This is a genomic window from Roseomonas sp. SRI_022, from assembly GCF_057586215.1.
In genome coordinates, this window is the sequence record NZ_JBYCZL010000001.1 from 126480 (window position 1) to 152555 (window position 26076).

Below are 26076 nucleotides of genomic sequence, written 5' to 3' on the forward strand. Positions count from 1 at the left end.
CCCTTACGAGGTGGCGATCTTGAGCTTGCGGATGGCCTCGGGCTTCGAGACCCCCGCGGCGACACGGCGACGGCCATGGAAGCGCGTCATGCCGTTGGTCGCCTGGCTGTACGGGTCGCGCAGGACCGACAGCGCCACGCGGTCGAAGATGCGATACCCCTGGCGGAAGTCACCGAATGCGACGGGGAAGGTGCCCGCGCCGATGTCCGGCATGTCGGGGGCTTCCACCACCGGTCGGCCGAGCAGCGTCGTCTGCGGTGCGTTGGCGATGCCGCCCTGGATCAGCAGGTACTGGCCCGACGTGCCGTCCTTCAGCTTCCGCACCGCGGCGAGGGTGGTGCTGTTCATCACCCACGTCGCACTGCCGCGATAGGCTGGTGCGACGGCGTGGAACAGGTCCACCAGCCCATCGGCCTGGATCAGGCTGGCATGCCCACCCGCCGTGTAGGCGAGGTCGGCGGTCTGCATGAAGCCCGCGGGCTGCAGCGCCCCGGCGCCATTGACGAAGGCGGTACCCTCGGCCTTGCCGAACTCCTCGGCAAACTCGAAGGCGAGTTCGGCCGCCACGTCGAAAGCGCTGTCCTCCAGCATCTGGTTGGACACGTCCACGTAGCAGGCGAGCTCGCGAACCTCGTACCGATTCTGCCCGAAGGTCACGGTCGTCTCGGGACGCGCGGAAGTCTCACCAACCCACTGCGCCGTCATGCCGGCCGTGCGCTTCGGCTGCACCGCGGCAGGGGAGGCGATCGGCGAGACGCGGGCGATGGAGCGGATCGGCGAGAACTGCACGACATTGCGCAGCAGGTCGGCGAGGAACTGATCCGGGGCGAGATAGCCGCCGGCAGTGTCATCCGAGACGCGAAGCGAACGCACCTCATCCGCCGACAGCAGTTCGCGGCCGCGACGCGCATAGGCGACGAAGGCGCGCTGTTCGGTGGCGCCTTCCTCCTTGCGCTCCTCCGTCCGGATGCCCGGACGGCTCAGCGTGGTCTCAGCCTTGTCGAGCCGCCCGCGGATCTCCGTCAGGGCGGTGTCGATGGCGCCGAGGCGCTTGTCGGCCGTGGTGGTGAAGGTCTCGACTGCCTGCCGGATCTCGGTCAGGGCGGTGTCGTCCCCTTCCTCGCCCTCGGCGCGGGTCTCCCAATGGTGAAGCATCAGTGGTCTCCAAGCTTTCCCGCACAGCGGCGGATGAACGCGGCGAGCCCGGCCGCGGCGGGAGGGGCGGCAGAGCGCACCGAGGCGCGCGCAGCAGGCTGGGCGGGCAAGGTGACGAGGCTGATCTCGATCAGGTGCACCGCATGGACGTTGCGGCCGCCCTTGCGCGGCGTGGCGCGCTTGGTGCGGAAACCGATCGACAGGCCGTCGATCGCGCCGTCCTTCATCATCTCGAAGGCGTCGCGGCCGGCGGTGCTGCCCATGACCAGCTTGCCGGTGACGTGCAGGCCGGTGGCGTCCTCGCGGATCTCGGTCCAGGTGCCGAGGGGACGGTTCGGATCGTGACCCCACAGCATCAGCGGGCGAGTGCCGGCATCGCGGTGCTCGGCCAGCGAGGCGGTGAAGGCGCCGCGCTCGACGATATCGCCGAACGCATCGCGCTTGCCCCAGACGGCGGCGTAGCCGGTGACGATGCCGGTCTCCTCCGGCGCGAAGCGTGTCTCGACGCCAGCGGTGCGTTCATTCCGCATTGGTCGGCTCCTTCGCTGGCGCATCCTTCACCGGCGCGCTGTTCACCGGGCGCGTGAACACCTCGCCGCCGACATAGCCGGGGCGATTCTCCATGGCGCGGATCTCGTTCGGGTTCAGCACGCCGGCGGCGATGGCTTGGCTGTACGCCGTGAACCGCGCCGCGATGTCCGCACGCGCCAGGTCATCGAGCATGAACTCGATGTACAGGCCGGCCTTGCGCTCCTCCGGGGTGAGCAGCGACAGGCGCATGGCGTCCTGCCAGGCGCGCGTGATGGGCAGGATGCAGTAGGTGATGAACTGCGCGCCCATCTGCTCGGCGTTCGAGTGCGTGACCCGATCCAGGTCGGCCAGCAGGTGCAGCGGCACGCGCCAGATGCGGGCGATCTCCTGCAACTGGAACTTGCGCATCTCGAGGAACTGCGCATCGACGCTGGTGAGCTGCAGCGCCGTGAAGTCCATGTCCTCTTCGAGGATGGCGGTCTTGCCGGAGCGCGAGCCGCCCGCGTAGCCATCATCCCAGGACGCACGCAGGCGCGTCAGCACCTCGGGCGAAACGCGGGTCTTGTGCTTCAGGATGCCGGCAGGGCGCGCGCCGCGACCGAACAGGCCGGCGCCGTGCTGCTCCAGCACCAGGGAGAGGCCGATCGCCTCTCGCGCCATCTGCACCGGGCTGTCGCCGCGATAGAGGGAGGTGCCGATGCCGCGGATGTGCAGGATCTGGTCGCGGCGGTACTCCCGCACCTGTCCGGCGCTGTCAGTGACGCGGTAGCGCGGCTCCATGGTGAGCCGGTCCTGCTCGACCGCGACAGCGGTGGAAGGCAGCGGAAGGAGCTCGGTGACAGCACCGCCCGCCCGGCCGATCCAGGCGAAGGCGTTGCCGTGCAGGGCAAGCTGGGTTTGCAGGACGAGGCGGAACTCGGAAGCAGGGGTCCAGGCATTCGCCGCATCGGACAGCAGCGCCTCGACGGGGTGATCGTCAGCCCGGTTGCGGCTGCCATCCTGCTCCCGGCGGTAGAGGTGCAGCGGGATCTGCGACAAGGTCTCGGCGAGTACCTTCACCGCACCGAAGACGGGCACGCAGCGCATCGCCCGTTCGGCCGATACCTCGACGCCAGAGCCGGTCGGGCCTGCGCCACCGAGGAGGAGCGTGGTCCACGGGTCGGCCAGCGCGCCGGTCGGGGCCGCGCGACGCTCGATGGAAGAGAAGAGGGACCGGATGCGCTCGAACACGCATCAGCACTGCGGCAAGCGCCGTGCCACTCTCAACGGGATAGGGGTGGGCGACACACAGCAAATTGGCTGTGGTTATCCGAACTTTGCTGCGATTGGCTGCGGATTACCGAACAACTCGATAGCGGCACGGTGCTCCGCTTCGGCACGGGAGAGGCCGCCATCGAATTCCATGATGGCCGCCCGCTCCTCGAACTCCATGCGCCGCTCGGCTTCGAGCATCGCCGTGATCGCCTGACGATGGGTGCGTAGCTTCGCGACGAGGTCGGCCGATGGTGCCCTGGCAGCCCGCAGCCGCACCACGCCGATCCCATCGAGCACCACCTCGACCCCTTCGGCCTGGGCTTGGCGGAGGAGGTCGGCGACCATCAGAGGGAGGCCTCCCACCCCTGATCCATACCCTTCGGCGGGGATTCCGGGTTTTGAGCCGTCACACCGTCACAACCGAGGTTTTCCCTGGGGTTGAGCCCACTTTCGTAACCGTCACACTTTGGGTCATGTGACGGTTTGGGATTGCCCGCAAAGCCAGAGTTTACCTGGGTTGTGACGGTGTTACGGTTTGATTTTGCCTGTTCCGGCGCTGCGACCGGCAAATAGCGGTTCCAGGCCTCCTCGAAGGCGTCCCTGTAGTAACCCTTCGCCGTCTCCTCACCGAAGCGAATGGTGGCGGGACGGATGCCGAACGGGCGGAGCGCCCGGGCCAGCTGCGGCGGCGTGATGGGCTTGCCCTGGCGCCATTCCGGCCACGGGCGTTCCTCCATGGCGGTGAGACGCTTCACGATGTCCGCACTGCCCATCTGCACCGCCGACATGCCCGCGAAGATCAGCTTGATGTCACCGAGGAGCAGGGAGCCCGTCTCCATCGTCCCTTCTGCCGCGGTGCGCAGCCCGAAGACCTGCAGCAGCGCCGTGCGGGCACGGGCGGGCCATTCGCCGCCGATATCGTCCGCGATGGACAGCAGCGGTACCGAGATATCGCCCTCCCGGTCGCCCAGCGCATCAGGGATGGACGGATCCATGGGCAGATGCGGGCCTCGGTCGTTCTCCCAGCGGCGCAGCTTCTGCGACAGTTCCTGCAGGTAGTCGCGCGCACCGGCCGAGCGGAGCTTCGTCACGGCCTCCGCCGCGGCCTTCCGCTGCAATACGATCGGCACGGCACGGTCTTCGAGCGTGCCGGGCAGCTCACCGATGGCTGCCAGGGCGAGCGGGGCGAAGGTGCGGAACTGGATCGGGGTCCATTCCTCCTTGATCTCGACCTGTCGAATCACCACGCCGCTGCGCTCAAAGCCGGAGTTGAGCACGCCGCGCAGTTCCTCGTTCTCGCCGAGGAAGCTGTCGGCCTCGTCCAGCAGCAGCGTCAGCGGCGACAAGGCCTCGACCGTACGGAAGACACCTGAGGCTGAAATGTTGTCGGCTTTCAACGGCCGGTGGACGGTGCAGCGTAGGACATCCATCAGCGTGGACTTGCCGCACCGCTTCGTCGGGCTGGTGATGCCGAGGCGCGGTGTGTGCTGGAACCGGTCGGCGACATAGGTGTGTGCGATCCACAGCGCTATCGCATCTGCATTCGCGTTCGACAGGATGACGTGCTTCCGGATGGCCTTCGCGAGGTCGGTCAGCACCTCGGCACCGCGCACCGGCTCGTGCCAGGGATCAACCTCGGGCAGCACCACGCCGCGCCCGACCGCTGTTTCATCCTGGGGGCGCGCAGCCTTGACCCGCTCATCCAGCGTGCCGACGCGGACGCCGAGCGCATCGGCTTCCTTCACCCGGCAGCGGTCATATTCGAGGGGATCAAGCGCAGCGAGGCGGGCGATGACTGCTTCGGTATCGTCGTGCGCCGCGTTGGCGCCCGCCAGGTCATTGAAGGCTGTGCCGTCCATCATTGTGTCTCCGGCTTTCTGGCGCGGGCGCGCTGCGCCCAGGCGATGATTTGGTCGAGTTCCTGCTCGGGGATGCCCTGCGCCGTCACTGCCGCGGCGGCGGCGGCCCGGATCGTCTCGGGTGTCTGGCCTTGCCGGAGGTGCCGCAGCACCCGGCGGGCGAGTTCCTTCCGCGCGCCGGCGGCAATGGGGTCGGGCGCGATGTGGTACGTGATGCCGCTGCCCACGTCGTGCAGGACGGGGCTTCCATCGCGGTCGAGCCGGATGACAGCGGCCTCGCTGGAGGAGGCGCGGAATGGCGTCTCGCACCGCAGGCGTTCGCCGGGCTGCATGTCGGCGATCCAGGCGCCGAGCACCTTCACCTCGCCTCGGCGTTCGATCTCGGTGTCGAGCGTGAGTTCGCCGGCGCTGCGGATGACGAGGCCGGTGCGGCCAGCCTCCATCTGCATCGCAACGCCAGTGCGGTCACGGTAGCGGGTCAGCGCCGCCTTGTCGGGGAGACGCACCCGTGACAGGTCGAGCACGCCGGCGCCTGGGTTCACGATGGTGATGCCGGCGTCTGCCACGCCATAGCCAGGCGCAGCCGACACATATGGGCGGGCGCAGAAGACCAGCCGGCCGGTGTCCCACACCGCAAGATCCACGACGGTGCGATGCTGGTGGCCGATGACCTTCCCATGCTCGATGCGCGAGTAGCGCGGGGATGGGAAGGACAGGCCCGCCGTGACCATGGCGACGGTGACATGCGCCTTCAGCGTTGCGATGGCGCTGGGGTCCGATACCCGGATCCATGCGTGCGACGGCGCACCCGGAGGCTGGTTGCCGCGGAACACCCGCGCAGAGGAGGAGCGTGCCTCGATGCGCTCGCAGCGGCTGATGCCCGGGATAATGCCGTCGAGGAACGCGAGCCGATCCGCGATGCCCATCGCAGCCCATGCGTCAGGGATGCCCGGCGGGTTGTCGCAGTCCAGCAACAGCCAGGACGATGGATCGATACCGCGCTTCAGGCGGGCCGCGATGGGAGTGCCGTTGATGTTGTGGATGCCGCCGGCAACCTCGCCGACCTTCGATCCTGCAAGCCGCGCGAGCGTAGCCTCCGGGACCAGGCGGAATTGCTCGCGGCCGGCACCGTGGAACGCGCCGGGGCACAGCACCAGGTCAGGACGCTCGGTCACGGTGTTGAGCACCTTCACCATGGCCGGCGCGTCTTTCGCCGGGCGCGTCACGGCCTCGCCCTCGGTCACCGCCGCGACGGCATGCTTGGTTAGGCCGCCGTCGTCGGCCAGCACGAAGGCCTTGCAGACCTGCCGCGGCTGCGTGGATTTGATGATGGTGATGTGGTCAGCGTCAGCCATGGGCGCCGTTGCCGTGACGCGGATCTCGCCGCACCCGCGCCGACCGGAAGTCCTCGCTGATCAGCACGGCGATGCCGTCGAGCGTCACCTCGGCCGCGGGGCATGACGCGCGCGGCGGCGGCAGTTCGATCCAGCGCCTGCTGAACTTCGGATTCCTGTCCGGATCGGCCATCGCGGCGAAGGCTGCGGTGTCCATCACGCCACCTCGCTGCTGCTGCTGCTGCTGCGCGGCGTGCCAATGCGACCTTCGACCCAAGCATCCAATTCGACCGTCGGATAGAGCGGGCTGCGCAGCACCTTCACGAACCGCGGGCCGCCGCCCGTGGTCACCATCTTCGCCAGCGTCGCCGCGGCGATGACGACGCCGTGGACGCGTTCCAGGTATTCGACCGCTTCGTCGCGGCGCAGGCGCTTCTTCCGCAGGTGAGGCGGCAGGCAAGCCTCCTCCGTTCGCGCCTGGACGCGTTCTTCAACGCTCATCGCGTTGTGCTCCGGTGGTTAGAAGGGAAGCCGGGGTGGGGTGACCTTCGTCATCCGCCCCCTTCCGCATTCTCGGTTGCCGGTGCGAGCGGCGTATCGGCGGCGCGATGGACCTGGGTCATCGCGCGGTACATGGCCACGGCCTGCGTCAGCAGCGTCCGGCGCAGGTCGCTATCGAAGATGACGACGCGATCATCGGCCGACCGCATCATGGGCGACTTGAAGTAGTGGTTGCCCTTCGCCGCCTGGAATAAGCGCATGCCCTTCACCACGAACGGGCCGCTCTGCAGCGTGACCGTAGCGACATGGGCATCGACACCAGCGGGTGGGGCGGCGGCGATGATGCGGACGGCGTGAACGGCGGTGGTGGCGGTCATGTCAGGCCTCGACGAAAGAGGGTGCCGCACAGGCCAGGGCGCCGCGCGGCAACCCCCCCCGTGGCCCGTGCGGCGGGCATGCTCGCCCATTTCGGGGAGGGTTCCATGGTCACTTGCGCTGCAGCCACGCGGAGGCCGGCGCATCGTTGAGGGTCGCGGCGATGCAGCCGACGGTGCGCGCGGTGACGCGGCGCTCTTCGCGCAAGTCGCTGAGGTCGAGCGGATTGGGCTGGCTCGCGTTCCAGGCCATGATCTCTTCGGTCGAAGGATCCGCCTTCATGCGCGTCGGCGATGGTGGGCCATATTGCCCGGTGCCCGTCCCTCCCCGCTGCATGGTGATGACCCGGATGAGCGCGAAGGTCTCCGGCGACGCTGCGCTGATCTGCACATGATTTCCGAAGGCGAGTTCCGCCGGGGCGAGCGGGAGGAGCGACCCATCCTGCACAGCCGCGATAACCGCCTCGACCCCATCAATGAAGCTGTGCACCGCCGGGAGCGCCGCAATCTTCGGGATGGGGAGCTTGCCGAGAGGCTTCCATCCATGGAGCTCCCCTATCGTGCTTTGCTCGTAACGCCGGATCGTCTCGGCTGCGTCTTTGATCTGCGGGCTGCCGAGGATGGCGGTGAGCAGATGTGCGGCATCTCGCGCGGTCATCTTCGCGGCGCTGAGACCGCGCCCGCCCTTCGTCCTGAGACCCGCCTCGGAAAGGTGGCGATCGTACAGGGCGACCGTCGCTTCCGGCAGCCGCAGCACCTCAGCGAAGCACCGAACCAGTTCACCAGGGCTAGCCATGCCAACAGTCCTCTCACCCGCCGCCATCCGACTCCGTCTCAGATGGCACCATATGGGTACAACACGAATGGCGGGCAGCGCAACTCCATTTGTGATGGACGCGAATGGCGATCGCCTGACTTTCGGGATCTGAAGGGGGCCGGGCGAACCCGGCCCCTGCGCGGTCACCGCGGCCGGCGTGTGACGGTCACGCCCAGGGCGGTACGCTGCCGCTGCTGCGCCTGCCGGGCGAAGTCGCGGAGCGCATCCGCGCGCTTCCGCAGCCCCGTCCGGCGCGCCTCCTCGTAGATGCGCAGCATTTCGAGGTCGCCGGCGCGGCTCGCCAGGATCTCGTCATCGTCCTTGCGGCGCCGGGTCACCGGAGTGAGTTCCGGCAGCGGCGGCAGAGCCGGTGATGCGGGCCGTCGCTCAGGAAGGCCGCTGTGCAGCACAGGCACGCGCGCTGCTTTGCCCGCGGGGCGCTGTCCGGCGTCACCGCCGGCTGCGCGCTGGCCTCAAGGTCTTCGCACGGCTCAGCGTCGTCAGGGTCGCCAGGAAGCCAATGCCCATGCCCGCCGGACCAACCTGGATCGTCGTCGTGCGCGACGCAGCGGTCATCGTCCGTGCCGGCGCCCTCGCGGTCGTCATCGCCATCCCACGCATCGAGCAGCCAGATCAGATGCTCGACGATGGCCTCCAGGCGATCACGCCGAACCTGCGTCAGGTCCAGCGAGCGGCGCCGGGGCTTGGGTATGAGAAGGGCGTCGCCGCGCGAGCGCGCAGCCGCCATATTGGCGTCAGCCATAGTCGCGATCTCCCAAGGGTCGCGGTTGCGGTGAGGCCAAGGATTGCGGTTGCCGCCGCTCTCCTTGGCCGCTTAAGTTACACACATCACACACTGACGCGCAAGCACATATTACACATGTCGCGCTTCTCGCTCTTATGGTGTAGGATGTGGGCCATGGAAACCGTCAAGCAGGACCAGCGCCTTCAGCTCGTCACGTCGCGACAGTTCATTGAAGCTGTAGACGATTGGCGCCGGGCGCAGGCCGATATCCCGTCCCGATCGGAGGCCATCCGTCGTTTGGTCGAGCTGGGGCTTAAGACGTCCGAGAGCTCCAAACGATGAAGAAGGCCGAAGCAGAGCGCGAGATTCGCCGCCTATGCGGCGTTTGGGCCAAGAAATCCGGCATACCGAAGCCAGCGATCGAACAGCCGAGCTACAGAGAATTTAAGGCGTGGGCGCAGGCGAAGGGGTTCGGCCACCACTTCGACTTTCGTTCCACGGGAGGCCCGGACATCGCTGCCGAACGCTGGTTCGATGAGGAATTCGGTCAGACTTGGCGAAACTGAAGCCGCCGCTTCTGTAGTCAAGATACGTTACAATTCTATGCCAGAGACCACACGCATGAAAGCCACTGGACTCGCGATCGCAGTACTTGCGGTCGCCATTGCAACGAGCGCCCTGATCATAGGCCGCGAAGGGCTTGCAGAACTCGTCGGAGGCCCCTGCCCCGTGCTGCGGGAGCGGTTGCGGAATGAAGGTTGGACCTCGGCGCGCTCGGAAGCATTGCTCGCGCAAACCCGGGGTGCAGCCACGGAATGCCATGACGTGCTCCAGCGCGCGCGGAAGCATGGAACTGTTGAGGCCATGCTTAGCGCCCGCTAGGAGCTGTTGACGGACGACGGGTGGAACAGGCCGGCCGTTGGGACAGGACCACATGGAAGAGATCACCGTCGAAGGGCGGATTGTCCGGGTTTCCCTTAAGCAGATCGGCCGCCGTCATTGGACTTGGTCCTATACAATCGCGGGCGGTGGCGCATTCTCGAACCAAGAGGAGCTGGCGCCATCCCGAGATGTCGCGCTGGATGAAGCCCGCTCCCACGCGGAAGCCCAAATCAGAGTGACGTGGGCAACCGATCAGGCCTCCCGGTGCCCAACCACCTAGCGAATCACTCTCAACCCCGCGGCGCGCCTGGGCTTGGCGGAGGTGCGCCAGGCGATCGGTGGCGGCGACAGCGGTATTAGCGTGCGGGTGACGAAGGAGGACCGGCGGGCGCTAGAGATCTACAAGGCGAGGCCGGCGGCTCGGTCGGGATCGCGTTCACGCTGAACCGCAACCGCCCATGCAAACGTTTGCCGATTCGCACAATTTGGCAAACCTCACTTGAGAGATTCCCCAGTTCGCTAGAAATGAGTCTTTTTCGTCACTTAGCGTGTGGATAACTCTGAGTAACATTTCGTGAGTCGCGCAGATTTCCTGGGTTCCGCATTGTCCCGCTTGCTACGACACGGTGAATCTCCATGCCGTGCCCGGTTAGTTGCGGAAGCTGCTGGCTGTGGATTAGAGGGGTGCGTAAGTGGAGTCCCTCCGAAGCAACGAGGCGACCCGAAAGGGTCGCCTCTTCTATTCCCAGGCGTGACCACGGAGCAGAAGGCCGCGCTTTCGGGCGAACTTCAGGCGTGATTTGATCTGGCCATCGTTTGTTCGGAAGTAGGTCGTTATCCAGGTTTCCGTTCCGCTTTTCGCCGATTTTAAGACTAACATAAATCGACTGCCAAATATCTTATCATCGACATACATGAATTCCATATGGTTGGTCTTTTCTGATAAGGCGCACCATCCTTTATCAATTACGGTCTGAATGAGCATGAAGTGCTCATATCTGAGGCGGTGCTTGCGCTGAAGCTTCAGTGCGTAATCTCGGCCGATCAGTACTGCCGACGAGTTCGTCGGCATCTGCCGTCCGAGATCAAGCGGCAAGAAAGCGGCCTCGGTATGTGGACCGAGCCGGCCGTCCAGAAAGCGCACATACTGACGCGGATGAAGCAGAGACATCGAACTTATCTTGCTGCGCGAGCGATTCGAGTCCCGGCAAGCTAAATCGTGCAGATGATCACCGCCGGATAGCCTCATTCAACCCTAGCGCGCACCGTCACACCAAAACCCGAATTCCGAACCGTAACACCGTTACAAGTGGCCTTTTCTGCGGCTTTGCGGGCGCTTCCGAGCCGTAACACCGTCCAAAATGTGACGGGTCGAAAATCGGACCAATCCTTAGAGATACGTGCGTTGTGACGGTGTGACGGCAAAAACCGTGGAACTGGGACCAGGGGGTATGGCTGGAGGCTGTGTTGTAACCTCAGGTTGAGGCCTCAGCCCCGCCGGGCGGGTCGGTGGTCATGTAGTCCCGGATGGCCTCGGTCACCTTGTCCGCCGCGGCGACCAGCACCGCGTCGAGGATGTGCATGTAGTCGTCCGTCACGCTGCTGCCGGCGTGGCCGAGCAGCGCCTCGACGGTCGGCTTGCTCATCCCCAGGTCGCCGGCCGTCGAGGCGAAGCTGTGGCGCAGGGTGTGGGGCGTGATGCCTGTCAGGCCGGCGTGCTTGGCGATGCGGCGCCATGCACCTGGCAGCCCGCCGTAGTGGGTGCCCTCGCCGCGACCGGGTAGGACGTAGGTCGCGCCGTCCTTCCGCTCGATCGCCTGCAGCACCTCGACCGCTGCCCTGCCCAGCGGACGGACAGAGGCACCCTCCTTGGAATCGTGCAGCCGCAGCGCCTGGCCGGGCAGGTCCACCTCGGACCAGCGCAGGGCCGTGATCTCGCTGCTGCGGCAGCCCGTCAGGAGCAAAAGCCAGACAGCTTCGATGGCGCGTCCCATGGTCTGGGCTTCGGCGTACAGGGTGAGGGTCTTGCCGAGCCGGCGATACGTCTCGGGGACCAGCCGAGCGCGGCGCTTGCCATCAGCGGTGCGCTTCACGCCATGGACAGGGTTAGTGGTGATGATGCCCTCGGCGACCGCGAAGGCCAGCACGCCGCCCAGCATGCCGACCGTCCTGCGCGCGGCGCCGGTGCCGCCGCGCACGATCGACTTGCCGCGCTTCTTCTCCGTCTTCTCGACCTTGGCCGCCTTGCCCTCGGCGATGTCGCGCATGAAGCGGGTGATGTCCGTGCGGGTCAGGTGCATGACGCGCTTCGTGCCGAGCAGGGGGATCACCTGCGCGCGGATCCGGCTGCGGTCGGAATCGATCGTGCTGGCCTTCTTCGGTCGGTCACCCTTGCCCAGCACATGCCCTTTGTCTGCGGCATCGAGGTAGCGCTCGCAGAGCTCCTTCACGGTGATGCTCTTCCGGCGGGTGGCGCGGTCCTCGGCTGGATCCTCGCCCTGCAGGACGCTGCCCAGGGTGATGACCGCCTGGCGCCTGGCCTCCTCGGTCGTCAGCTTCCCGTGCTGGCCGAGGGACATGCGCTTGCGGCTACCCCCGCCCTTCGGCCTGTAGTCGGCGTAATAGACGCGCTTGCCGCTGGGGAAGACACGGACGCCGAAGCCCGGCAGGTCGCTGCACCACAGGAAATACGGCTGGTCGCGGGCCTCCGCGGCATCGACGATCCGCTTCGTCAACTTGGGCATGGCGACCTTTGCCTCGGCAATTTGGTGTCACCATAGAGTCACCACGGGATCGGAAATTTGGGAATACGAGAGCAAACGAGGGAAAACGCGGCAAGTCTCGTGCCAGACTTAACCTGCTGTTCTGAAAGGCTTTAGAAAACGACAGCCATCGAGGGAAAGCCCGGGCAAACACTTGGCAGAAACCCTCCGAAGGCAGAGGTCGAAGGTTCGAATCCTTTCGGGTCCGCCAATCCCCTCAGGGCATCGTACCGTCTCCGGGCCCCGTTGCCCGGGCTCGCACGCCCCGCAGCACATCAGCAGCAGCGTTCCCCGTTCCACCTACGGCAGGGCTTGCCATTCTGGGTGGCTGGCCTGCGAGGCGCGAAGCCCAATCGCGGATTGCCTGGGTCGCGGCCCGCCAGTTGTCCGGCATAGGACCCCGTCAAGGACCCGCGCGGACGATCGGGCCGCGCCCGCCGACGCCCCTGTTCAGGCGCTGGCCGATCGGCGACACCCTCACCGTGAATTCTCCGTTCACCTCGCGTCAGCACGATTACCACCCCGGGTCGCCCATGCCACCAACTCCGCATCATTCCCAATCGCATTGGACCGAGATGCCCAACAGCGCCACGAGCAAGGACCAGGACCTTGCCGCCGAGCTGGCGATCTTCACGATCTGCGCGAGCAACTACCTCGCCCACGCCGCTGTCCTTGGCGCTTCGATCCGCGAGCATCATCCCGGGCTGACGCTCGTGGTCTTCCTGCTCGATACGCCGCCGCGGGGAATCGCGCTGCCGGACCATCTCGTCATCGTGCCAGCCGAACAGGCCATGGACCGCCGCGAATGGAACCACCGGCGGGCGCACTACGACATTCTCGAATTCGCAACGAGCGTGAAGCCCGCCTGCTTCCGCTTCCTGTTCGACCGGGGCGTGCAGCGGGCCATCTACCTCGACCCGGACATTCGCGCCTTCGGGCGGATCGACACCTTCTGGCGCCGCGACGGGTCCGACCCGGCGCTGGTGCTGACGCCGCATGTCCTGACGCCGCTGCCGGATGACGGCCACCTGCCCGACGACCTCATGATCCTGCGGGCCGGCGTGTACAACCTCGGCTTCGCTGCGATGCGCGACACGCCGCAGGCGCGCAGGCTGCTGGCGTGGTGGGACGCGAAGCTCCACGACCTTTGCCTGCGTGATTTCCACCACGGGGTTTTCACCGACCAGCGATGGATGGACCTCGCGCCGCTGCTGCTGCGCGATCATGCAGTGCTGGATCATCCGGGCTTCAACGTCGCCTACTGGAACCTGCATGAGCGGACCCCCCAACTGGTGGACGGGCAATGGCAGGTCCGCGGGCCGGAAGGATCGGAAGCACTCGTCTTCTTCCACTTCAGCGGCTTCGCGCCGGACGGGCCGGGTATCTCCAAGCATGAGAACCGGTTCGTCCACCAGCCACCCGGCGATGCGCCCCAGTTGTTCGAAGCCTATGCCCAGGCGCTGGCCGAGGCCGGGTTGCAGGACTGGGCGGTGCTCGACGCGCCGCGCGTTGCCTTGCGCGATGGCGCCGGGTGGGACGCAGCATGCCGCGCGCTGTACCGCCAGGCGGTGGCGGAGGGGATCGACATCGGCGATCCGCTCGACGAACCGGGATTCCTCGATTGGGCCGCGGGGCTCGCACCCGGCGACCACATCTCGCGCTACCAGCGGGCGGTGCTGCGGCTGCGCGGCGACGTCGCCGCGGCCTATGACGACGGGCGCAACGCCGAGGGCCTGCTCGGCTGGATGCGCGGCTCGGGCGTGTCGGAGCTGGGCCTCGACCGCATGCTGGTCGAACGCTTCGCTGCGCCGCAGGGGGCGGCCGCGACCCAGGTGAACTATGTGGGCTATCTGCGCGCGCATCTCGGCGTGGGTGAGGCGGCGCGGCAGAACGTCGCGGCGCTGGAGGCCTCCGGCGTGGCGGTGCGTGCCCACGACATCTCGGCCCAGGCCGGCGCGCCGATCGGGACCTATGCCCTGCCCGCGGCACCCGTGGATGGCGCGGCGGCGCCCGTCACCATTCTCGGCTGCAACGCGGATGCGCTGCCGGGCGTGCTCGCGGCCGTGCCGCGCCAGTTGCACGACACCTACCGCATCGGCTGCTGGTACTGGGAGACGCAGGACTTCCCGGAACGCTGGTCCGATCGCTTCGATCTGGTGGACGAGATCTGGGTCGCCACGCGCTTCGTCGCCGACGCGATCCGCGCGACGGCGACGGTGCCGGTCGTGGTCATGCCGCCGATGGTGCGCCCGCCCCGTGCGCGGCGGGACCGTGCCTGGCTGTCGCGGCTGCTGCCCGACGTTGCGGAGGACGAATTCGTCTTCCTGTTCCAGTTCGACGTCGCCTCCGTTCCCTTTCGCAAGAACCCGGAAGGCGTGGTCGAGGCCTTTGCGCGCGCCTTCGCGCCGGAGGAGCCGGTGCGGCTGGCGGTGAAGCTGCTGAACGGACAGGCCGATCCGGGCCTGATGAACAGGCTGCGCGCCGCGGCGGCCGGGCGGCGCGTCTCGCTGCTGGACGCGGCATTGGAAAGCGACGATCGCTTCCGCCTGCTCGCCAGCGTGGACGGCTTCGTCTCGCTGCACCGGTCGGAGGGGTTCGGCCTGTCGATCGCCGAGGCCATGGCCTATGGCCTGCCGGTGGTGGTCACGGGCTGGAGCGGCAACGCCGACTTCACCACCGCGGAGAATGCCGCGATCGTTCCCTTCGACCTGGTGCCGGGGGAGCGGGCGCATGGCCCTTACCCGGCCGGCACGATCTGGGCAGAGCCGAATCTCGATGTCGCCGCGCAGCTCATGCGCCGGGTCTGGACCGATGTGGCGTGGCGCGAAGCGATCGGGCAGGCAGGGGCGGCGACGATCGCGCGGCTCTACTCGGCGGCGGCGGTCGGCGGTGCGATGCGCGCGCGGTTGCGACGGCTTGAAGCCTCCGCGCGCGTCGCGGCGCGTCGGCAGACGGCGCCGGTCGCGCGCCCCGCCGACCCATCGCTGCCGCAGCCGGCGCGTTGGGGCGCACGTTCGCGGCGCATCGCGCGCGATGTGTTCCGCTTCCCCGGCTACTATGTCGCGAGGCTGCCGCGGTTGCCGATGCTGCTGTGGCGTTCGGGTGTGTCCGAGACGGTGGAGCGGGCCGTGGAAGTCGCCGGCGGCGCGCCCGAGATCAAGCAGCAATACCGCGTGGCGACGCTGGCCGTGCGGTTGCGGCACTGGCTGGCCGAACGTCGGGCGCGTCCCGGCCAGTCGCGCGCTTCCTGATCCGTCGCCGAGGGTGGATCGCAGCATGACGGATGGCGGAACGACGGGCGGCGGGGCGCGGCTGCGGCTGCGCGACGTGCTCGTCGCGCTGCTCATCGGCATGGCCTGCTTCGCGGCCTACAACGCGAACATGCGGGCGATACCGGCGGCCGACACCTATGCGGCGCGCTACCTGCCCTTCTCCATCCTGCGCAATCACACCGTCACGCTGAACCCGATCCTCGAGACCGTCGCGCAGGGACGGCAGCCGCCGGTGATCCGGGGAAAAGTCACCTCGGCCTTCTGGATCACGCATGGGCGGGGCGACCGCTACGTCTCGATCTATCCGATCCTCGTGCCGGTCGTCGTCGCGCCGCTCTATCTTCCGGCGCTCGCCTATCTTGATGCGCGGGGCTGGGATCCGCCGCTCGTCGAGACGGTGACGCGGGTGATGGAGAAGTTCGTCGCCTCGTCCATCGCGGCGGCTTCGGTCGCATTGCTCTATCTGCTGCTCCGGCGCCGCGCGCCACCGGGCCTCGCGGCGCTGTTGAGCCTGGTCTATGCCTTCGGGACCACGACCTGGGTCATCAGCGGTCAGGCGCTGTGGGCCCACGGGATGGCGCAGCTTCTCATCGTCGCGACCATGCTGCTGGTCACCGGGCCGGCGACAGCGCTGCGCGTGGCGGCGGCGGGCCTGCTCTGCGCGATGATCGCGGCCAACCGGCAGCCCGACGCGGTTCTGGCGGCGGCGCTCGGGCTCTACGGGCTGTGGTGGGCGGGGCGGTGGCGGCTTCTCCTCATCGCGGCGGGGCTGGTGCCAGTGGCGCTGACCCTCGCCTACAACCTGATCGTGGTCGGCCACGTGGCCGGCGCCTATGCGCTCGTCGCGCGGCCGCAGAACTACAATGACGACATCATCGGCGGCGTCGCAGGGCTGCTGTTCAGCCCGACGCGCGGCCTCTTCGTTTTCTCGCCCTTCCTGCTCTTCGTGCCATGCCTGCTGCTGTGGGCGCTGCGCGAGCGCGAGCACCGCGGCCTCTCGGTCGCGATCGCGGCGGCGATGGCCGTGCAGATCGCGCTCTACGCGATGATCGACTGGCGGCAGGGCATGTCCTGGGGGCCGCGCTGGTTCACCGACATGCTGCCGATGCTGATGTGGTTGCTGGCGCCGATCGTGACGCGACTGGCGCGGCACGGACGCATACTGTTCGGCACCGCCTGCGTGGCCGCCATCGCGATCCAGGCGATCGGCGCTTTCTGGTACGTCGGCGCGACGGGCGCGCAGGCTTTGCAGGCGCGCGGCGCGGACCGGATGCGCCCGATGTGGCATCTGTCCAACGCCGCCTTCATCGGCGAGTTGGCCCACGGCCCCGCCGCCGCCGACCTGCTGCAGCGCGTGCGCGGCAACATCGACCTGGTCGAAGTCATCGACGTCGAGACCGCCGAGGGCATCGAGCGGCAGATCGACATCGCCGGGTGGGCACTCGCGGATTCGCACACACCCGCGGGCGTGTCCGTGCTGATCGACGGCCGGTTGGTGGCGGCAAGCAACACCTTCTTCACGCGGCCCGACGTGGCGCAGGCGCTCGGCGAGGCCAGTCCCGCCGGCTGGCGCCTGCAGGTCCCGGCCGCCGCCCTCGCAGCGGGGCCGCACAGCCTGGCCGTGCTGGCGCATGGGCTCGGCGGCATGGAACCGCGCCTGCTGAAGCAGGTCACCTTCGACCTGCCTGACGACAGCCCCGAACGCCGACGCGACCGCTGGCTGGCCCACAGGGCGGAACAGGCGGTGCAGCGGCTCGCGGAACGCCAGCAGCCGCTGGGCTACTGGCTCACCGCCTTCACCCGCGGCACGGCCTTCGATACGCCGCGGGATGAGCTGAACACCTATCTGAACGCGATCATGCTCGACATCGCGGGTCCGGTCGCGACGGCCGAACCGCTGGCGGGGATGCTGGCGCGGGCGCGCGACTTCCTTGCCGGGCAGATCGAGGCGGATGGGCTGGTGCGCTATCACGGCCGGCCGGATGCGCCGACCATCGGGGTGCTGGGCTGCGCGATCACGCCGGATGCTGACGACACTGCATTGGCCTGGCGCGTCGCGCCCGGTGCGGACCGCGCGCTGTTGGCGATGGCGCTCGAGACGATGCACCGCTTTCGCCGCGAGGACGGGCTGTACCGGACTTGGCTTGCGGAACGCGCCGCGTATCGCTGCATCGATCCGGGCCGCGACCCGAACCCGGCCGATCTCGGCATCCAGATGCATGTCTTCATGCTGCTGGCGGAGGAGGACCCGCCGGCCGCCCGCGACCTGTGCGAGGCGATAATGCAGCGCGCCGACGACGACGATGTGTGGGTGTATTACGCCCGCGCGCCGCTGATGGTGGCGCTGCGCCTGCCCGACATGCACCGCGCGGGTTGCGCGCTCAGCCTGCCCGAATCGCGGCTGCGTCCGGACACGCCCGGCCAGGAGCGATGGATGCGCGCGGCCGCGCTGCTGCAGCGGTTCGAGGCGGGCACCGCCGATGCCGGAACCCGAGAGGACACGGCCCGGCTGCTGCAGGAGATCGCCGCGCAGGACTTCGCCGTGATGCGCGACGCGCCGCCGTTGTTCTACCACAACGACATGTCAGCGACCGTGCGGCGCTTCTACTGGTCGCAGGATCTGGGCTATGCGCTGTGGCTGAGGCTTCTTCACGAGGCCCGGCGCGCCGCCCCGCAATCCGGCCGCATGACGCAGCAGGGCGGTGGCGGGTGACCACGATCGACGACCAGGCCGGACAGGCGGAGCCGCACCGCGCGTCGCCGGCGCCGATGCGGCTGCTCTCCTGCATCCGGCTCGACGAAGTCTGCGTGCTGCAGGGCGCGCCCGTCATGGGGGCGCTGTTCGCGATCGACAGCCTATCCCTCGCGCTGCTGCTGCCCTTCGTCTTGCTTGTCGCCGGCAACCTCTGCCTCGTGGGGCACGTCTTTGTCCTGAATGACTGGGCGGGCATCGCGACCGATGCCCGGGATCCGCGACGGGCGGCGGACACCTTCGTCGCACGTGGGACGGGCGCGGCGGCGATGGCGGGCCTGGCGCTCGGGCTGCTGGCGATGGCCCTGGCGCTGCTCGGTGCGCTCGGCACCGGGGCCTTCGTGATAGGGCTGCTCATCGCCCTCCTCAGCGCGGCCTATTCCCTGGGCGGCAAGGGCGTCCCGGTCTTCAACTCGCTGCTGCATCTCGCCGGCGGCGCGCTGCATTTCCTGCTGGGGACCGTTGCTTTCACGGCGATCTCCGGGCCGGCACTCGCCGTCAGCGCCTTCTTCGGCCTGGTCTTCGCCGCCGGCCATTTCACGCATGAAGCACGCGACCACGACGGCGACCGCGACAACGGCATCCGCACCAACGCCGTGGCGTTCGGCAGGCAGCGGGGCTTCCTCGCCGGCCTTGTGCTGTTCGCCGCCTCCTATGGCCTGCTGATGGTGCTCGCGCTGCGCGGGGAGGTTCCGGCCGTCCTGGGCATCGCGGCGTTGGTGGCCGGCACGCTGCATGCGGCGGCCGCACTGCGCGCATTCCGCGCCGACCTGACCTTCGAGGCGCTGCGGCGGCTCCAGGGCGTCTACCGGGTGCTGCACGCCATCATCGGCCTGACGATGCTGGCGACGGTGCCGCCGTGGTGACGCTGTCGCTGTCGATCATCATCCCCGTCTTCAATGAGGCCGCGACGCTGCCCCGCATCCTCGTCGCCGCCGCCGAAGCACTGCCGGAGGTGTGCAAGGAGATCATCCTCGTCGATGACGGGTCGTCCGACGGCACGCGCGAGTGGATCCGGGCGAACCTTCCGCACGACCATCATTTGGCTGCGCGCATCGGGCTCGGCCCGGACGGGATGCTGCTATTCGTCGACGATACCGCGCGGCCGCCCACGACGATCCGGTGCTTCTTCCACGACACCAACCTCGGCAAGGGTGCGGGGCTCAGGACCGGGCTCGCGGCGGCGCTGGGGGAGGTCATCGTCATCCAGGATGCGGATCTGGAATACGACCCGATCGATTGGGCGACGATGTATGAGCTGATCGCGCGACGCAAGGTCGCCGATGTCGTCTTCGGATCACGCCTGCGTGGCGGGCGCGGCGTCTTTCCCTATCGTCGCCAGTACGCGGCCAACGCCGTGCTGTCGGGACTGTTCAGCATCCTCTACGGCCAGCGCCTGACCGACATCGAGGTGTGCTACAAGATGTTCACCCGCGCGGTCGGCGACCGGCTGCGCATCACCTGCGACGATTTCGGTTGCGAAATCCAGATGAGCGCGCAGATCGCCCGGTCGCGGCGCTGGCGCATCAAGGAGATCGGCATCGCCTATCGCGGCCGTCGATATGGCGAGGGCAAGAGGATCGGATGGCGCGACGGCATGAAGGCGCTCTGGTATCTGCTTCGCTTCCGGCTGCTGCCCTTGCCGAGTGTTGGATGACCCTGGCCTGACATGACGGCCCCTGTCGCGATCTTCGTTCTCGGCATGCATCGCAGCGGCACCTCGGCGCTGACGCGGGTGCTGAGCCTGCTCGGCGTATCGCTGCCGCGGCATGTGCTGCCGCCCGGGCCGGGCAACGAGGCCGGGCATTGGGAGCCAGAGCCGGCAGGGGCGCTCAACGACCAGGTGCTCACAGCCGCGGGCGCGTCGCTCGATGGGCTGACCGGACCGCCGGAAGCCTGGTTCGCGACCGCGGCGGCGGAGGCCTTCGTCGCGCCGATGCGGGCGCTGATCCGGGACGAGTTTGCCGGCGCATCGTTCTTCGTGTTCAAGGATCCGCGCAACGCGCTGGTCTTCCCGCTGTGGCGCCGCGCGGTCGAGGGGCTCGGCATGCGCGGCATGGCCGTCGTCATTTCGCGCGATCCGGTCGAGGTGGCGCGGTCGCTGGCGGATCGCCAATCCAAGACCGCGCCGGCACAATCCTGGCCGATGGATCGCGGCGGGCTGCTCTGGCTGCGCTACGCCCTGGCGGCGGAGCGGCATTCGCGCGGCTGCGCCAGGGCGTTCTGCACCTATGACGACCTGCTCACCGACTGGCAGGGCGTGGCGCACCGCATGGCGCAGGATCTCGGGATCACCTGGCCGCGCGCGCCGGCCGAGGCCGCGCCCGAGGTGGCGCGCTTCCTCGATCCACGCCAGCGCCACCAGCACGCCGGGCAATCGCTCGTGGCGCGCGGTGGCATTTGGGCGTCCTGGATCGCGCCAGCCTTCGATGCGTTGCGGACGGGACAAGACGCAACTGCCTTGGACGCCATCGCGCGATCCTTCGCCGATGCCTGCGCGGCGGTGCTGGAGGAGCCTGACGCGCAGCAGAATCGCGATCCGGCCATGGCTGGCATCCTGGCCGTTGCCGCGGTCCACGCCGCCGTCCTGTCCGAAGCCGGCCGCGAGGCGTCGAGCCGCGCCGAGATGCTTGCCGGAATGCTCGCCGCCCGTACGGAGGCTGCGCTGAGCGCCGAACGCTACGCGCAGTCGCTGGAAGTGGCATTGGAAGAGACGCGGGCGGCACGCGACGCCGCGATCGACTACGCGCGCAGCCTGGAGCAGGCGAGGGAACGCGCCGAGGCCTATGCCCGGCAGCTCGAGGCGCATCTCGCGAGGGCTGCCGGAACGATGCCCGCGCCCGACCCGTCCTGATGTGGCCGTTCCGTCAGCGTCGCGAGCTTCATCCGGAAGTGACCGAATTCGCCCTTATCGCCGAAGCCGGCGTGCTGGAACGGCAGGCGCTGCTGCTGTGCGAGAGCCTGCGGCTGTTCGGCGGCCGGCATGCGCGGAGCGCGATCCGCGTCGTATCGCCGCGGGCGGATCGGCGCCCGCAGGCCGACACGCTCGCGGCGCTCGAACGGATGGGATGCGACTATCTGCCGCTCGATGTGCGGAGCATCGAACCCGACTACGGCACCACCTTCCGGATGTATGCCTCGGCGGCGCTGGAGGCGGAGAGCAGGGCCGACATCCTCGTCGTGCTCGACAGCGATATCCTGGTCGCCGGCGAGCCTGACCTGTCGCTGCAGGGCGCGGCGGCGGCTGTGCGGCCAGTTGACGTCAAGGGCATGTGCAGCACCGGGCCCGATGACCCGGCCGATGCTTATTGGCGGACGCTCGGCCGCTGCGTCGGGGTCGGCCTGGACCGGTTACCCTTCGTCGCGACCACGGTCGACAAGATCCGCGTCCGCGCCAGCTACAACGGGGGTGTCGTCGCGGTCGATCCGCGTGCCGGGATCTTCCGCAGGACGCTCGCCTATTTCGAGCGTTCGGTGCGCGATGGGCTGCGGCCCTCGCCGGGCACGCAGCAGATCGTCCATGCCTCCCACGCGATGGTCGGCGGGCGTGGCGCCGAATACTGGGGCAGCGCGCAGGCCTGCCTGTCACTGGCGATCTGGGGGGAGGGAGGCACGGCGCGCACGCTGCCAATGTCGCACAACGTCCCGCTCCATTCCTTCTACAGCCTGACGGCGGCCGAACGGGCCACGCCACTCACGCTGATCCACTATCACCGGCTGTTCGAGGACCGGGTGTCGCCCAATCCGGTGCTCGACGGCGATGCGGTGACGCACCCCGATTTCGAGGCCTGGATCGCGCGCAAGGCGGGGCGGGTGCCAACGGTGACGCCCGCCGCCTGAGGCTCAGTGGAACACGAAGTCCTGGTGGCTGATTTGCTGGGCACGGATGCCCACCAGGACGATCTCGTCCGGGCCGCCGCCGGCCCGCTGGATGACGGTCTCGAAGCCGCTGGCGCCAACCTGCTCGAAGACCAGCAGGTCGTTCATCGAATGGACCCCGGGCCCGCCCGGCAGGTCGAGGAACTCGATCCGATCCTTCTTGTCCTCGAAGCCGGTGACCACATCCTTGCCCCAGCCGATCGAGGCAAAGACGATATTGTCGTTGCCCGCATCGCCCCAGATCCAGTCATTGCCCGCATCGCCGGTGATGCGGTCATTGGCCGCGCCGCCGCGCAGCGTGTCGTTGCCCGCGCCCCCCCGCAGGTCATCGATGTCGAGGCCGCCGATCAGGCTGTCATTGCCCTCGCCGCCAATCACCGTGTCGTTGCCGGCCTCGCCGAGCAGGGTGTCATGGCCCGCACCGCCCACCAGCAGGTCGTGCTGTTCCCCGCCGAAAGCCATGTCGTTGCCGTCATTGCCGTAGACGCTGTCATTTCCGTGGTAGCCGTAGATCGTCTCGTTGGCGGCCAGGCCGACGAACTCGTCGTTCTGGATCGTCATGTGGAACACTTCGATGCTGATGATCTGGTCCCCCGTGGCGATGCCGGTGTTCCGCAGCGGATTGACCAGGTCCACGACGATGCCGATGCCCGATTCCAGGAAGTTCGTCGTGTCGGTTCCGCTCCCGCCATCCATCAGGTCGGCACCCGTGCTGCCGACGATGGAATCGTTCCCGCCTTCCCCATAGAGGCTGTCATTGCCCGCGAAGCCGAGCAGCGTGTCGTTGCCGTCGCGACCAAAGACGACGTCTGGAATCAGCGGGTCGTTCCGGCCGATATACAGGTCGTCGAAATTCGACAGTCCGAACTGTTCGATCGAGATCAGCACATCGCCCGCGGCATCGCCGGTCGTCTGCGACCAGTCCTGCATGTTGATCGTGACCGGCCCGGTGGCATCGATGTAGGAAGCCATGTCAATGCCGTCGCCGCCGTCCACGGTATCCGCCCCGCTGCCGCCGGCGAGCGTGTCGTTGCCCTCGCTTCCGAACAGGCTGTCATTGCCGGCCTGGCCGTAGATCTCGTCGTTACCGAGGCCGCCCCTCAGCAGGTCCGCGCCGTCGCCGCCGTAGATGAGATCGTTGCCGCCATCGCCATCGACGGTGTCTTCGCCACCGCCGCCGAGCAACGTGTCGTTGCCTTCGCCGCCGGAGACGACATCGTTCTCGGTGCCGGCGTCGATGCTGTCGGCATCCGCGCCGCCGAGCAGGCGGTCCGCGCCGGCCGCGCCGAGGATGGTATCGTTGCCGTCGCCGCCATCGACCGTGTCGCCGTCGAGGCCCGCATCGATGCCGTCGGCACCGAGGCCGCCCAGGAGGCTGTCAGCGCCGGCCGCTGCGATGATGGTATCGTTGCCGTCGCCGCCATCGACCGTGTCGCCATCGAGGCCCGCATCGATGCTGTCGGCACCGAGGCCGCCAGCGAGGCTGTCGGCGCCGGCCGCCGCGATGATGGTGTCGTTGCCGTCACCGCCATCGACCGTGTCGTCATCCAGGCCCGCGTCGATGAAATCATCCTCGGAGCCGCCGAGCACGACGTCGAAGCCTGCGCCGGTGACGACCGAGTCTGCGCCGGAACCACCAAGGACGGTGTCATTGCCACCAGCGCCATCGACCGTATCCTGCCCGCTGCCGCCGTCGATCGAATCGGAACCATCCTCACCGAGGATGCTGTCATTGCCGCCACCGCCGAGCACGGTATCCGAACCGGAGCCTGCGATCAGCAGGTCCTCGCTGTCGCCGCCATCGATCGAATCCGCATTGTCCCCGCCGCTGATCGTGTCGTAGCCGCCATCGCCGACAAGCGTGTCGAAGCCGCTGTCGCCGCTCAGGACGTCATTGCCGCCGCCCGCGGTGATCAGGTCGTCGCCGATCCCGCCGCTGATGGTGTTGTGCCCGTCGCCGCCATCGATGGTGTCATGGCCGTCGCCGCCGGTGACGGAATCCCAGCCACTGCCCGCCAGCACGCTGTCGTTGCCGGTGCCGGCCTCCACCGTGTCGTCGCCGTCGGCGGCGGCGATGGTGTCGTTGCCGCCCTGGCCGAGCAGCAGGTCGTTCAGATTGCCGCCATCGACGCTGTCATTGCCTTCGCCGGCATCGATCGTATCCGGACCGGTGCCGCCCAGGGCGGTGTCGTTCCCGGCCCCCGCATCGATGCTGTCGGCGCCATCGCCGCCCACCAGTGAATCATGGCCATCGGCGCCGATCAGCGTGTCGTTGTCGCCACCGCCGTCCAGCGTGTCGTTGTCGCCGCCACCTTCCAGCGTGTCCTGCCCGAACAGGCCGAGGATGCGGTCGTTGCCGGCATTGCCGCGCAGCAGGTTCGCCACGACATTGCCGCTCATCGTGTCGCTGCCGGTGCCGCCATTGGCGTTCTCGATCAGGGAACGCGTGTCGTTGTTGTAGAGCAGCGCGTTGTAGACGTTGCCCTGGGCGTCATAGTCATTGCCCATGGTGTCAGCGCCGAGATCCGCGCGCTGGTTGGTGGCCGTGATGGTCCACTTGCCCGGTTCGAGATCGACATTCACGCCGGTCGTGTAGTTGGACAGGTCGTAGGTGTCGGTGCCGAAGCCGTCCCATATGGTCAGGAAGACGCGGTTCGACGCGACCGGGTCGGCGGGGGTCTCACCGCCCGGCCGCATCCCGGCTACGCCATTGACCGTCATCCTGCCCGTGGCTGGGTCCCAGCTATAGGTCGTGTCGGTCGCATTGGTGTTGAAGTTGGCGCCGTACATGTGCTGCAGCGCCGCGATGTCGAGCATCATGAAGGTCTGCGGGTAGCCGAAGGCATCGACGTTCAGCAGCTGATCCGGGCCGTTGATGGCGGACCGGTAGGTCATGACCGTGAACTCGAGCGAGTTCACATTGGCCGGCAGCACCGGACCGTTCACATCGGTCATGGCCTCGGCCAGCCATTCCGGGATGTTGGTGCCGAACAGGCCGCTCTCGTGGCCGTGCTTCAGGCCAAGTGTGTGGCCGAACTCGTGCATGATGGTGGAGAAGGCGTAGTCGCCGAGCGTTGGCGCGCCGAACGTCCCGTCTTCATCGAACCAGGCATCACCCAGGAACCCGTTGCCGATCAGGTTCTCCACCCGCGGCAGGGGAGGTACGCCGAAGGCGGGGGCGGAGGTGCTGTCCGTCTCCGCGAAGCGGATGACGCCGTGTGTGAACCCGAAGTCGAGGCCATCGCCGTCGAAGATCGGGTCAAGGTCAACGGTGAAATCGCCTTCGTCCACCTTGGTGAAGGTGAGATTCGTGAACGCCATGGCGTTCCGGATGGAGAACTCCGCCGCCTGCTGCTGTGCGATGTTGAATTCGTCGAAGCCGTTGAGGGAAACCAGGGCGACGATCGCCGTGTCCGCGTAGGGACCGAGGAAGGCATCCGTCAGGGTGTCGATCAGTTCACCGACCGGATCGCTCAGCCAATCGCCGATCGCCGTGACCACGGTGAAGACATCAAGTTCGTCACTCACCTGCTCAAGGACGTACCACCAGCCACTGCCGGGAAAGGAGTAGGTGAGGGCGCTAGTGTCCCATTTGAACCCGGTCAGCAGGCCGTCGATGCTGGTGTTGCCGGTGAGAGAGACGGATTGCGGGCCAGCCATGACTACCCTCCCCATCACCGTATGCCGGACTACCCAGAAGCATCCGACTTCATGTTTTGTTGCTAAACCTTAACGAAATTGAGCGAACCTCACAATGATTTCATTCTCACCGAAGCCCGAATTGCATCCTGGGAACGAGCCGGACACCGGTTCGGTCGGCGCGCGGCGCTCTTTGACTGTTCGAGCCGGGCGCGCTCCCCATGATCGGGCTGGAAGGTAACGGTCGCACCGGGGGAGATGGCGCCAAGGTAAGATTTGGATGCATCGGTCGCAGAGCGGGGGCGACCCGGTGCCGATCC

Annotated in this window: 23 protein-coding genes; 8 read left to right on the top strand and 15 right to left on the bottom strand. The window is 67.8% G+C overall.

All coding sequences use genetic code 11. The annotated features are described in order from the left end of the window. Positions 1-3: 3 nt before the first annotated feature. The 12 genes from AC2YHJ_RS00540 to AC2YHJ_RS00595 form a co-directional block, all read right to left on the bottom strand. The gene (locus AC2YHJ_RS00540) at positions 4-1155 is read right to left on the bottom strand and encodes a phage major capsid protein (RefSeq protein WP_487393345.1); all 1152 of its coding nucleotides are present in this window, start codon (positions 1153-1155) and stop codon (positions 4-6) included. Next, positions 1155-1685 carry an HK97 family phage prohead protease gene (locus tag AC2YHJ_RS00545; protein WP_487393346.1) on the bottom strand — a complete coding sequence of 177 codons (531 nt, stop codon included), beginning with the start codon at positions 1683-1685 and terminating at the stop codon, positions 1155-1157. Before AC2YHJ_RS00545 ends, AC2YHJ_RS00540 begins: the two co-directional genes overlap by 1 nt. Next, the gene (locus tag AC2YHJ_RS00550) at positions 1675-2916 is read right to left on the bottom strand and encodes a phage portal protein (RefSeq protein WP_487393347.1); all 1242 of its coding nucleotides are present in this window, start codon (positions 2914-2916) and stop codon (positions 1675-1677) included. Before AC2YHJ_RS00550 ends, AC2YHJ_RS00545 begins: the two co-directional genes overlap by 11 nt. Before the next feature lie 75 nt (positions 2917-2991). Further along, on the bottom strand, positions 2992-3285 hold the full coding sequence (locus AC2YHJ_RS00555) for a hypothetical protein (protein WP_487393348.1): 294 nt from the start codon (positions 3283-3285) through the stop codon (positions 2992-2994). Beyond that, positions 3285-4802 carry a DUF3631 domain-containing protein gene (locus tag AC2YHJ_RS00560; RefSeq protein ID WP_487393349.1) on the bottom strand — a complete coding sequence of 506 codons (1518 nt, stop codon included), beginning with the start codon at positions 4800-4802 and terminating at the stop codon, positions 3285-3287. The genes AC2YHJ_RS00555 and AC2YHJ_RS00560 overlap by 1 nt, the downstream gene beginning before the upstream one ends. Further along, entirely contained in the window at positions 4799-6154 is a 1356-nt protein-coding gene (locus AC2YHJ_RS00565) for a hypothetical protein (RefSeq protein ID WP_487393350.1), read from the bottom strand. The genes AC2YHJ_RS00560 and AC2YHJ_RS00565 overlap by 4 nt, the downstream gene beginning before the upstream one ends. Continuing rightward, positions 6147-6350 carry a hypothetical protein gene (locus tag AC2YHJ_RS00570; protein WP_487393351.1) on the bottom strand — a complete coding sequence of 68 codons (204 nt, stop codon included), beginning with the start codon at positions 6348-6350 and terminating at the stop codon, positions 6147-6149. Before AC2YHJ_RS00570 ends, AC2YHJ_RS00565 begins: the two co-directional genes overlap by 8 nt. After that, positions 6350-6634, bottom strand: coding sequence for a hypothetical protein (locus AC2YHJ_RS00575; protein WP_487393352.1), 285 nt, complete (start codon positions 6632-6634; stop codon positions 6350-6352). The genes AC2YHJ_RS00570 and AC2YHJ_RS00575 overlap by 1 nt, the downstream gene beginning before the upstream one ends. Before the next feature lie 50 nt (positions 6635-6684). Further along, positions 6685-7011, bottom strand: a complete 327-nt coding sequence (locus tag AC2YHJ_RS00580) for a hypothetical protein (protein ID WP_487393353.1) — start codon at positions 7009-7011, stop codon at positions 6685-6687. A gap of 109 nt (positions 7012-7120) precedes the next feature. Beyond that, on the bottom strand, positions 7121-7804 hold the full coding sequence (locus AC2YHJ_RS00585) for a hypothetical protein (RefSeq protein WP_487393354.1): 684 nt from the start codon (positions 7802-7804) through the stop codon (positions 7121-7123). 164 nt (positions 7805-7968) lie between these two features. Continuing rightward, complete coding sequence (locus AC2YHJ_RS00590; protein WP_487393355.1) at positions 7969-8163, bottom strand: hypothetical protein; 195 nt, start codon at positions 8161-8163, stop codon at positions 7969-7971. Then, a complete protein-coding gene (locus tag AC2YHJ_RS00595; RefSeq protein ID WP_487393356.1) occupies positions 8160-8588 on the bottom strand; it encodes a hypothetical protein in 429 nt (142 codons plus the stop codon). Before AC2YHJ_RS00595 ends, AC2YHJ_RS00590 begins: the two co-directional genes overlap by 4 nt. Before the next feature lie 156 nt (positions 8589-8744). Here AC2YHJ_RS00595 and AC2YHJ_RS00600 point away from each other — a divergent pair, with 156 nt between their 5' ends. Further along, positions 8745-8912: a hypothetical protein gene (locus tag AC2YHJ_RS00600; RefSeq protein WP_487393357.1), complete on the top strand. Its 168-nt coding sequence runs from the start codon at positions 8745-8747 to the stop codon at positions 8910-8912. Then, positions 8909-9136 (top strand): hypothetical protein, encoded by a 228-nt coding sequence (locus AC2YHJ_RS00605; RefSeq protein ID WP_487393358.1) that lies wholly within the window; start codon positions 8909-8911, stop codon positions 9134-9136. Before AC2YHJ_RS00600 ends, AC2YHJ_RS00605 begins: the two co-directional genes overlap by 4 nt. 1055 nt (positions 9137-10191) lie before the next feature. On the opposite strand, the gene AC2YHJ_RS00610 is transcribed toward AC2YHJ_RS00605, so the two are convergent. Both AC2YHJ_RS00610 and AC2YHJ_RS00615 read right to left on the bottom strand, forming a co-directional pair. Beyond that, positions 10192-10623: a hypothetical protein gene (locus tag AC2YHJ_RS00610; RefSeq protein ID WP_487393359.1), complete on the bottom strand. Its 432-nt coding sequence runs from the start codon at positions 10621-10623 to the stop codon at positions 10192-10194. A gap of 304 nt (positions 10624-10927) precedes the next feature. Then, positions 10928-12196, bottom strand: a complete 1269-nt coding sequence (locus AC2YHJ_RS00615; protein ID WP_487393360.1) for a tyrosine-type recombinase/integrase — start codon at positions 12194-12196, stop codon at positions 10928-10930. A gap of 593 nt (positions 12197-12789) precedes the next feature. Here AC2YHJ_RS00615 and AC2YHJ_RS00620 point away from each other — a divergent pair. The 6 genes from AC2YHJ_RS00620 to AC2YHJ_RS00645 are packed head-to-tail and all read left to right on the top strand — an operon-like array spanning position 12790 to position 22078. Next, positions 12790-15465 (top strand): glycosyltransferase, encoded by a 2676-nt coding sequence (locus AC2YHJ_RS00620; protein ID WP_487393361.1) that lies wholly within the window; start codon positions 12790-12792, stop codon positions 15463-15465. Positions 15466-15490: 25 nt separating this feature from the next. Further along, the gene (locus AC2YHJ_RS00625) at positions 15491-18199 is read left to right on the top strand and encodes a hypothetical protein (RefSeq protein ID WP_487393362.1); all 2709 of its coding nucleotides are present in this window, start codon (positions 15491-15493) and stop codon (positions 18197-18199) included. Beyond that, positions 18196-19104, top strand: a complete 909-nt coding sequence (locus tag AC2YHJ_RS00630) for a UbiA family prenyltransferase (protein ID WP_487393363.1) — start codon at positions 18196-18198, stop codon at positions 19102-19104. Before AC2YHJ_RS00625 ends, AC2YHJ_RS00630 begins: the two co-directional genes overlap by 4 nt. Next, complete coding sequence (locus AC2YHJ_RS00635; RefSeq protein ID WP_487393364.1) at positions 19101-19895, top strand: glycosyltransferase family 2 protein; 795 nt, start codon at positions 19101-19103, stop codon at positions 19893-19895. Before AC2YHJ_RS00630 ends, AC2YHJ_RS00635 begins: the two co-directional genes overlap by 4 nt. 12 nt (positions 19896-19907) lie before the next feature. After that, positions 19908-21092, top strand: a complete 1185-nt coding sequence (locus AC2YHJ_RS00640; RefSeq protein WP_487393365.1) for a hypothetical protein — start codon at positions 19908-19910, stop codon at positions 21090-21092. Between the two features lie 38 nt (positions 21093-21130). Continuing rightward, positions 21131-22078: a hypothetical protein gene (locus AC2YHJ_RS00645; protein ID WP_487393366.1), complete on the top strand. Its 948-nt coding sequence runs from the start codon at positions 21131-21133 to the stop codon at positions 22076-22078. Between the two features lie 3 nt (positions 22079-22081). Here the strand turns inward: AC2YHJ_RS00645 and AC2YHJ_RS00650 are convergent, their stop codons facing one another. After that, positions 22082-25777, bottom strand: a complete 3696-nt coding sequence (locus AC2YHJ_RS00650; RefSeq protein WP_487393367.1) for a hypothetical protein — start codon at positions 25775-25777, stop codon at positions 22082-22084. Positions 25778-26076 lie beyond the last annotated feature (299 nt).

Coding starts and splice junctions, on each gene's coding strand:
- AC2YHJ_RS00540 (WP_487393345.1), bottom strand. CDS start 1,155: ATGCTTCACCATTGGGAGACCCGCGCCGAGGGCGAGGAAGGGGACGAC.
- AC2YHJ_RS00545 (WP_487393346.1), bottom strand. CDS start 1,685: ATGCGGAATGAACGCACCGCTGGCGTCGAGACACGCTTCGCGCCGGAG.
- AC2YHJ_RS00555 (WP_487393348.1), bottom strand. CDS start 3,285: ATGGTCGCCGACCTCCTCCGCCAAGCCCAGGCCGAAGGGGTCGAGGTG.
- AC2YHJ_RS00560 (WP_487393349.1), bottom strand. CDS start 4,802: ATGATGGACGGCACAGCCTTCAATGACCTGGCGGGCGCCAACGCGGCG.
- AC2YHJ_RS00565 (WP_487393350.1), bottom strand. CDS start 6,154: ATGGCTGACGCTGACCACATCACCATCATCAAATCCACGCAGCCGCGG.
- AC2YHJ_RS00570 (WP_487393351.1), bottom strand. CDS start 6,350: ATGGACACCGCAGCCTTCGCCGCGATGGCCGATCCGGACAGGAATCCG.
- AC2YHJ_RS00575 (WP_487393352.1), bottom strand. CDS start 6,634: ATGAGCGTTGAAGAACGCGTCCAGGCGCGAACGGAGGAGGCTTGCCTG.
- AC2YHJ_RS00580 (WP_487393353.1), bottom strand. CDS start 7,011: ATGACCGCCACCACCGCCGTTCACGCCGTCCGCATCATCGCCGCCGCC.
- AC2YHJ_RS00585 (WP_487393354.1), bottom strand. CDS start 7,804: ATGGCTAGCCCTGGTGAACTGGTTCGGTGCTTCGCTGAGGTGCTGCGG.
- AC2YHJ_RS00595 (WP_487393356.1), bottom strand. CDS start 8,588: ATGGCTGACGCCAATATGGCGGCTGCGCGCTCGCGCGGCGACGCCCTT.
- AC2YHJ_RS00600 (WP_487393357.1), top strand. CDS start 8,745: ATGGAAACCGTCAAGCAGGACCAGCGCCTTCAGCTCGTCACGTCGCGA.
- AC2YHJ_RS00605 (WP_487393358.1), top strand. CDS start 8,909: ATGAAGAAGGCCGAAGCAGAGCGCGAGATTCGCCGCCTATGCGGCGTT.
- AC2YHJ_RS00610 (WP_487393359.1), bottom strand. CDS start 10,623: ATGTCTCTGCTTCATCCGCGTCAGTATGTGCGCTTTCTGGACGGCCGG.
- AC2YHJ_RS00615 (WP_487393360.1), bottom strand. CDS start 12,196: ATGCCCAAGTTGACGAAGCGGATCGTCGATGCCGCGGAGGCCCGCGAC.
- AC2YHJ_RS00620 (WP_487393361.1), top strand. CDS start 12,790: ATGCCCAACAGCGCCACGAGCAAGGACCAGGACCTTGCCGCCGAGCTG.
- AC2YHJ_RS00625 (WP_487393362.1), top strand. CDS start 15,491: ATGACGGATGGCGGAACGACGGGCGGCGGGGCGCGGCTGCGGCTGCGC.
- AC2YHJ_RS00640 (WP_487393365.1), top strand. CDS start 19,908: ATGACGGCCCCTGTCGCGATCTTCGTTCTCGGCATGCATCGCAGCGGC.
- AC2YHJ_RS00650 (WP_487393367.1), bottom strand. CDS start 25,777: ATGGCTGGCCCGCAATCCGTCTCTCTCACCGGCAACACCAGCATCGAC.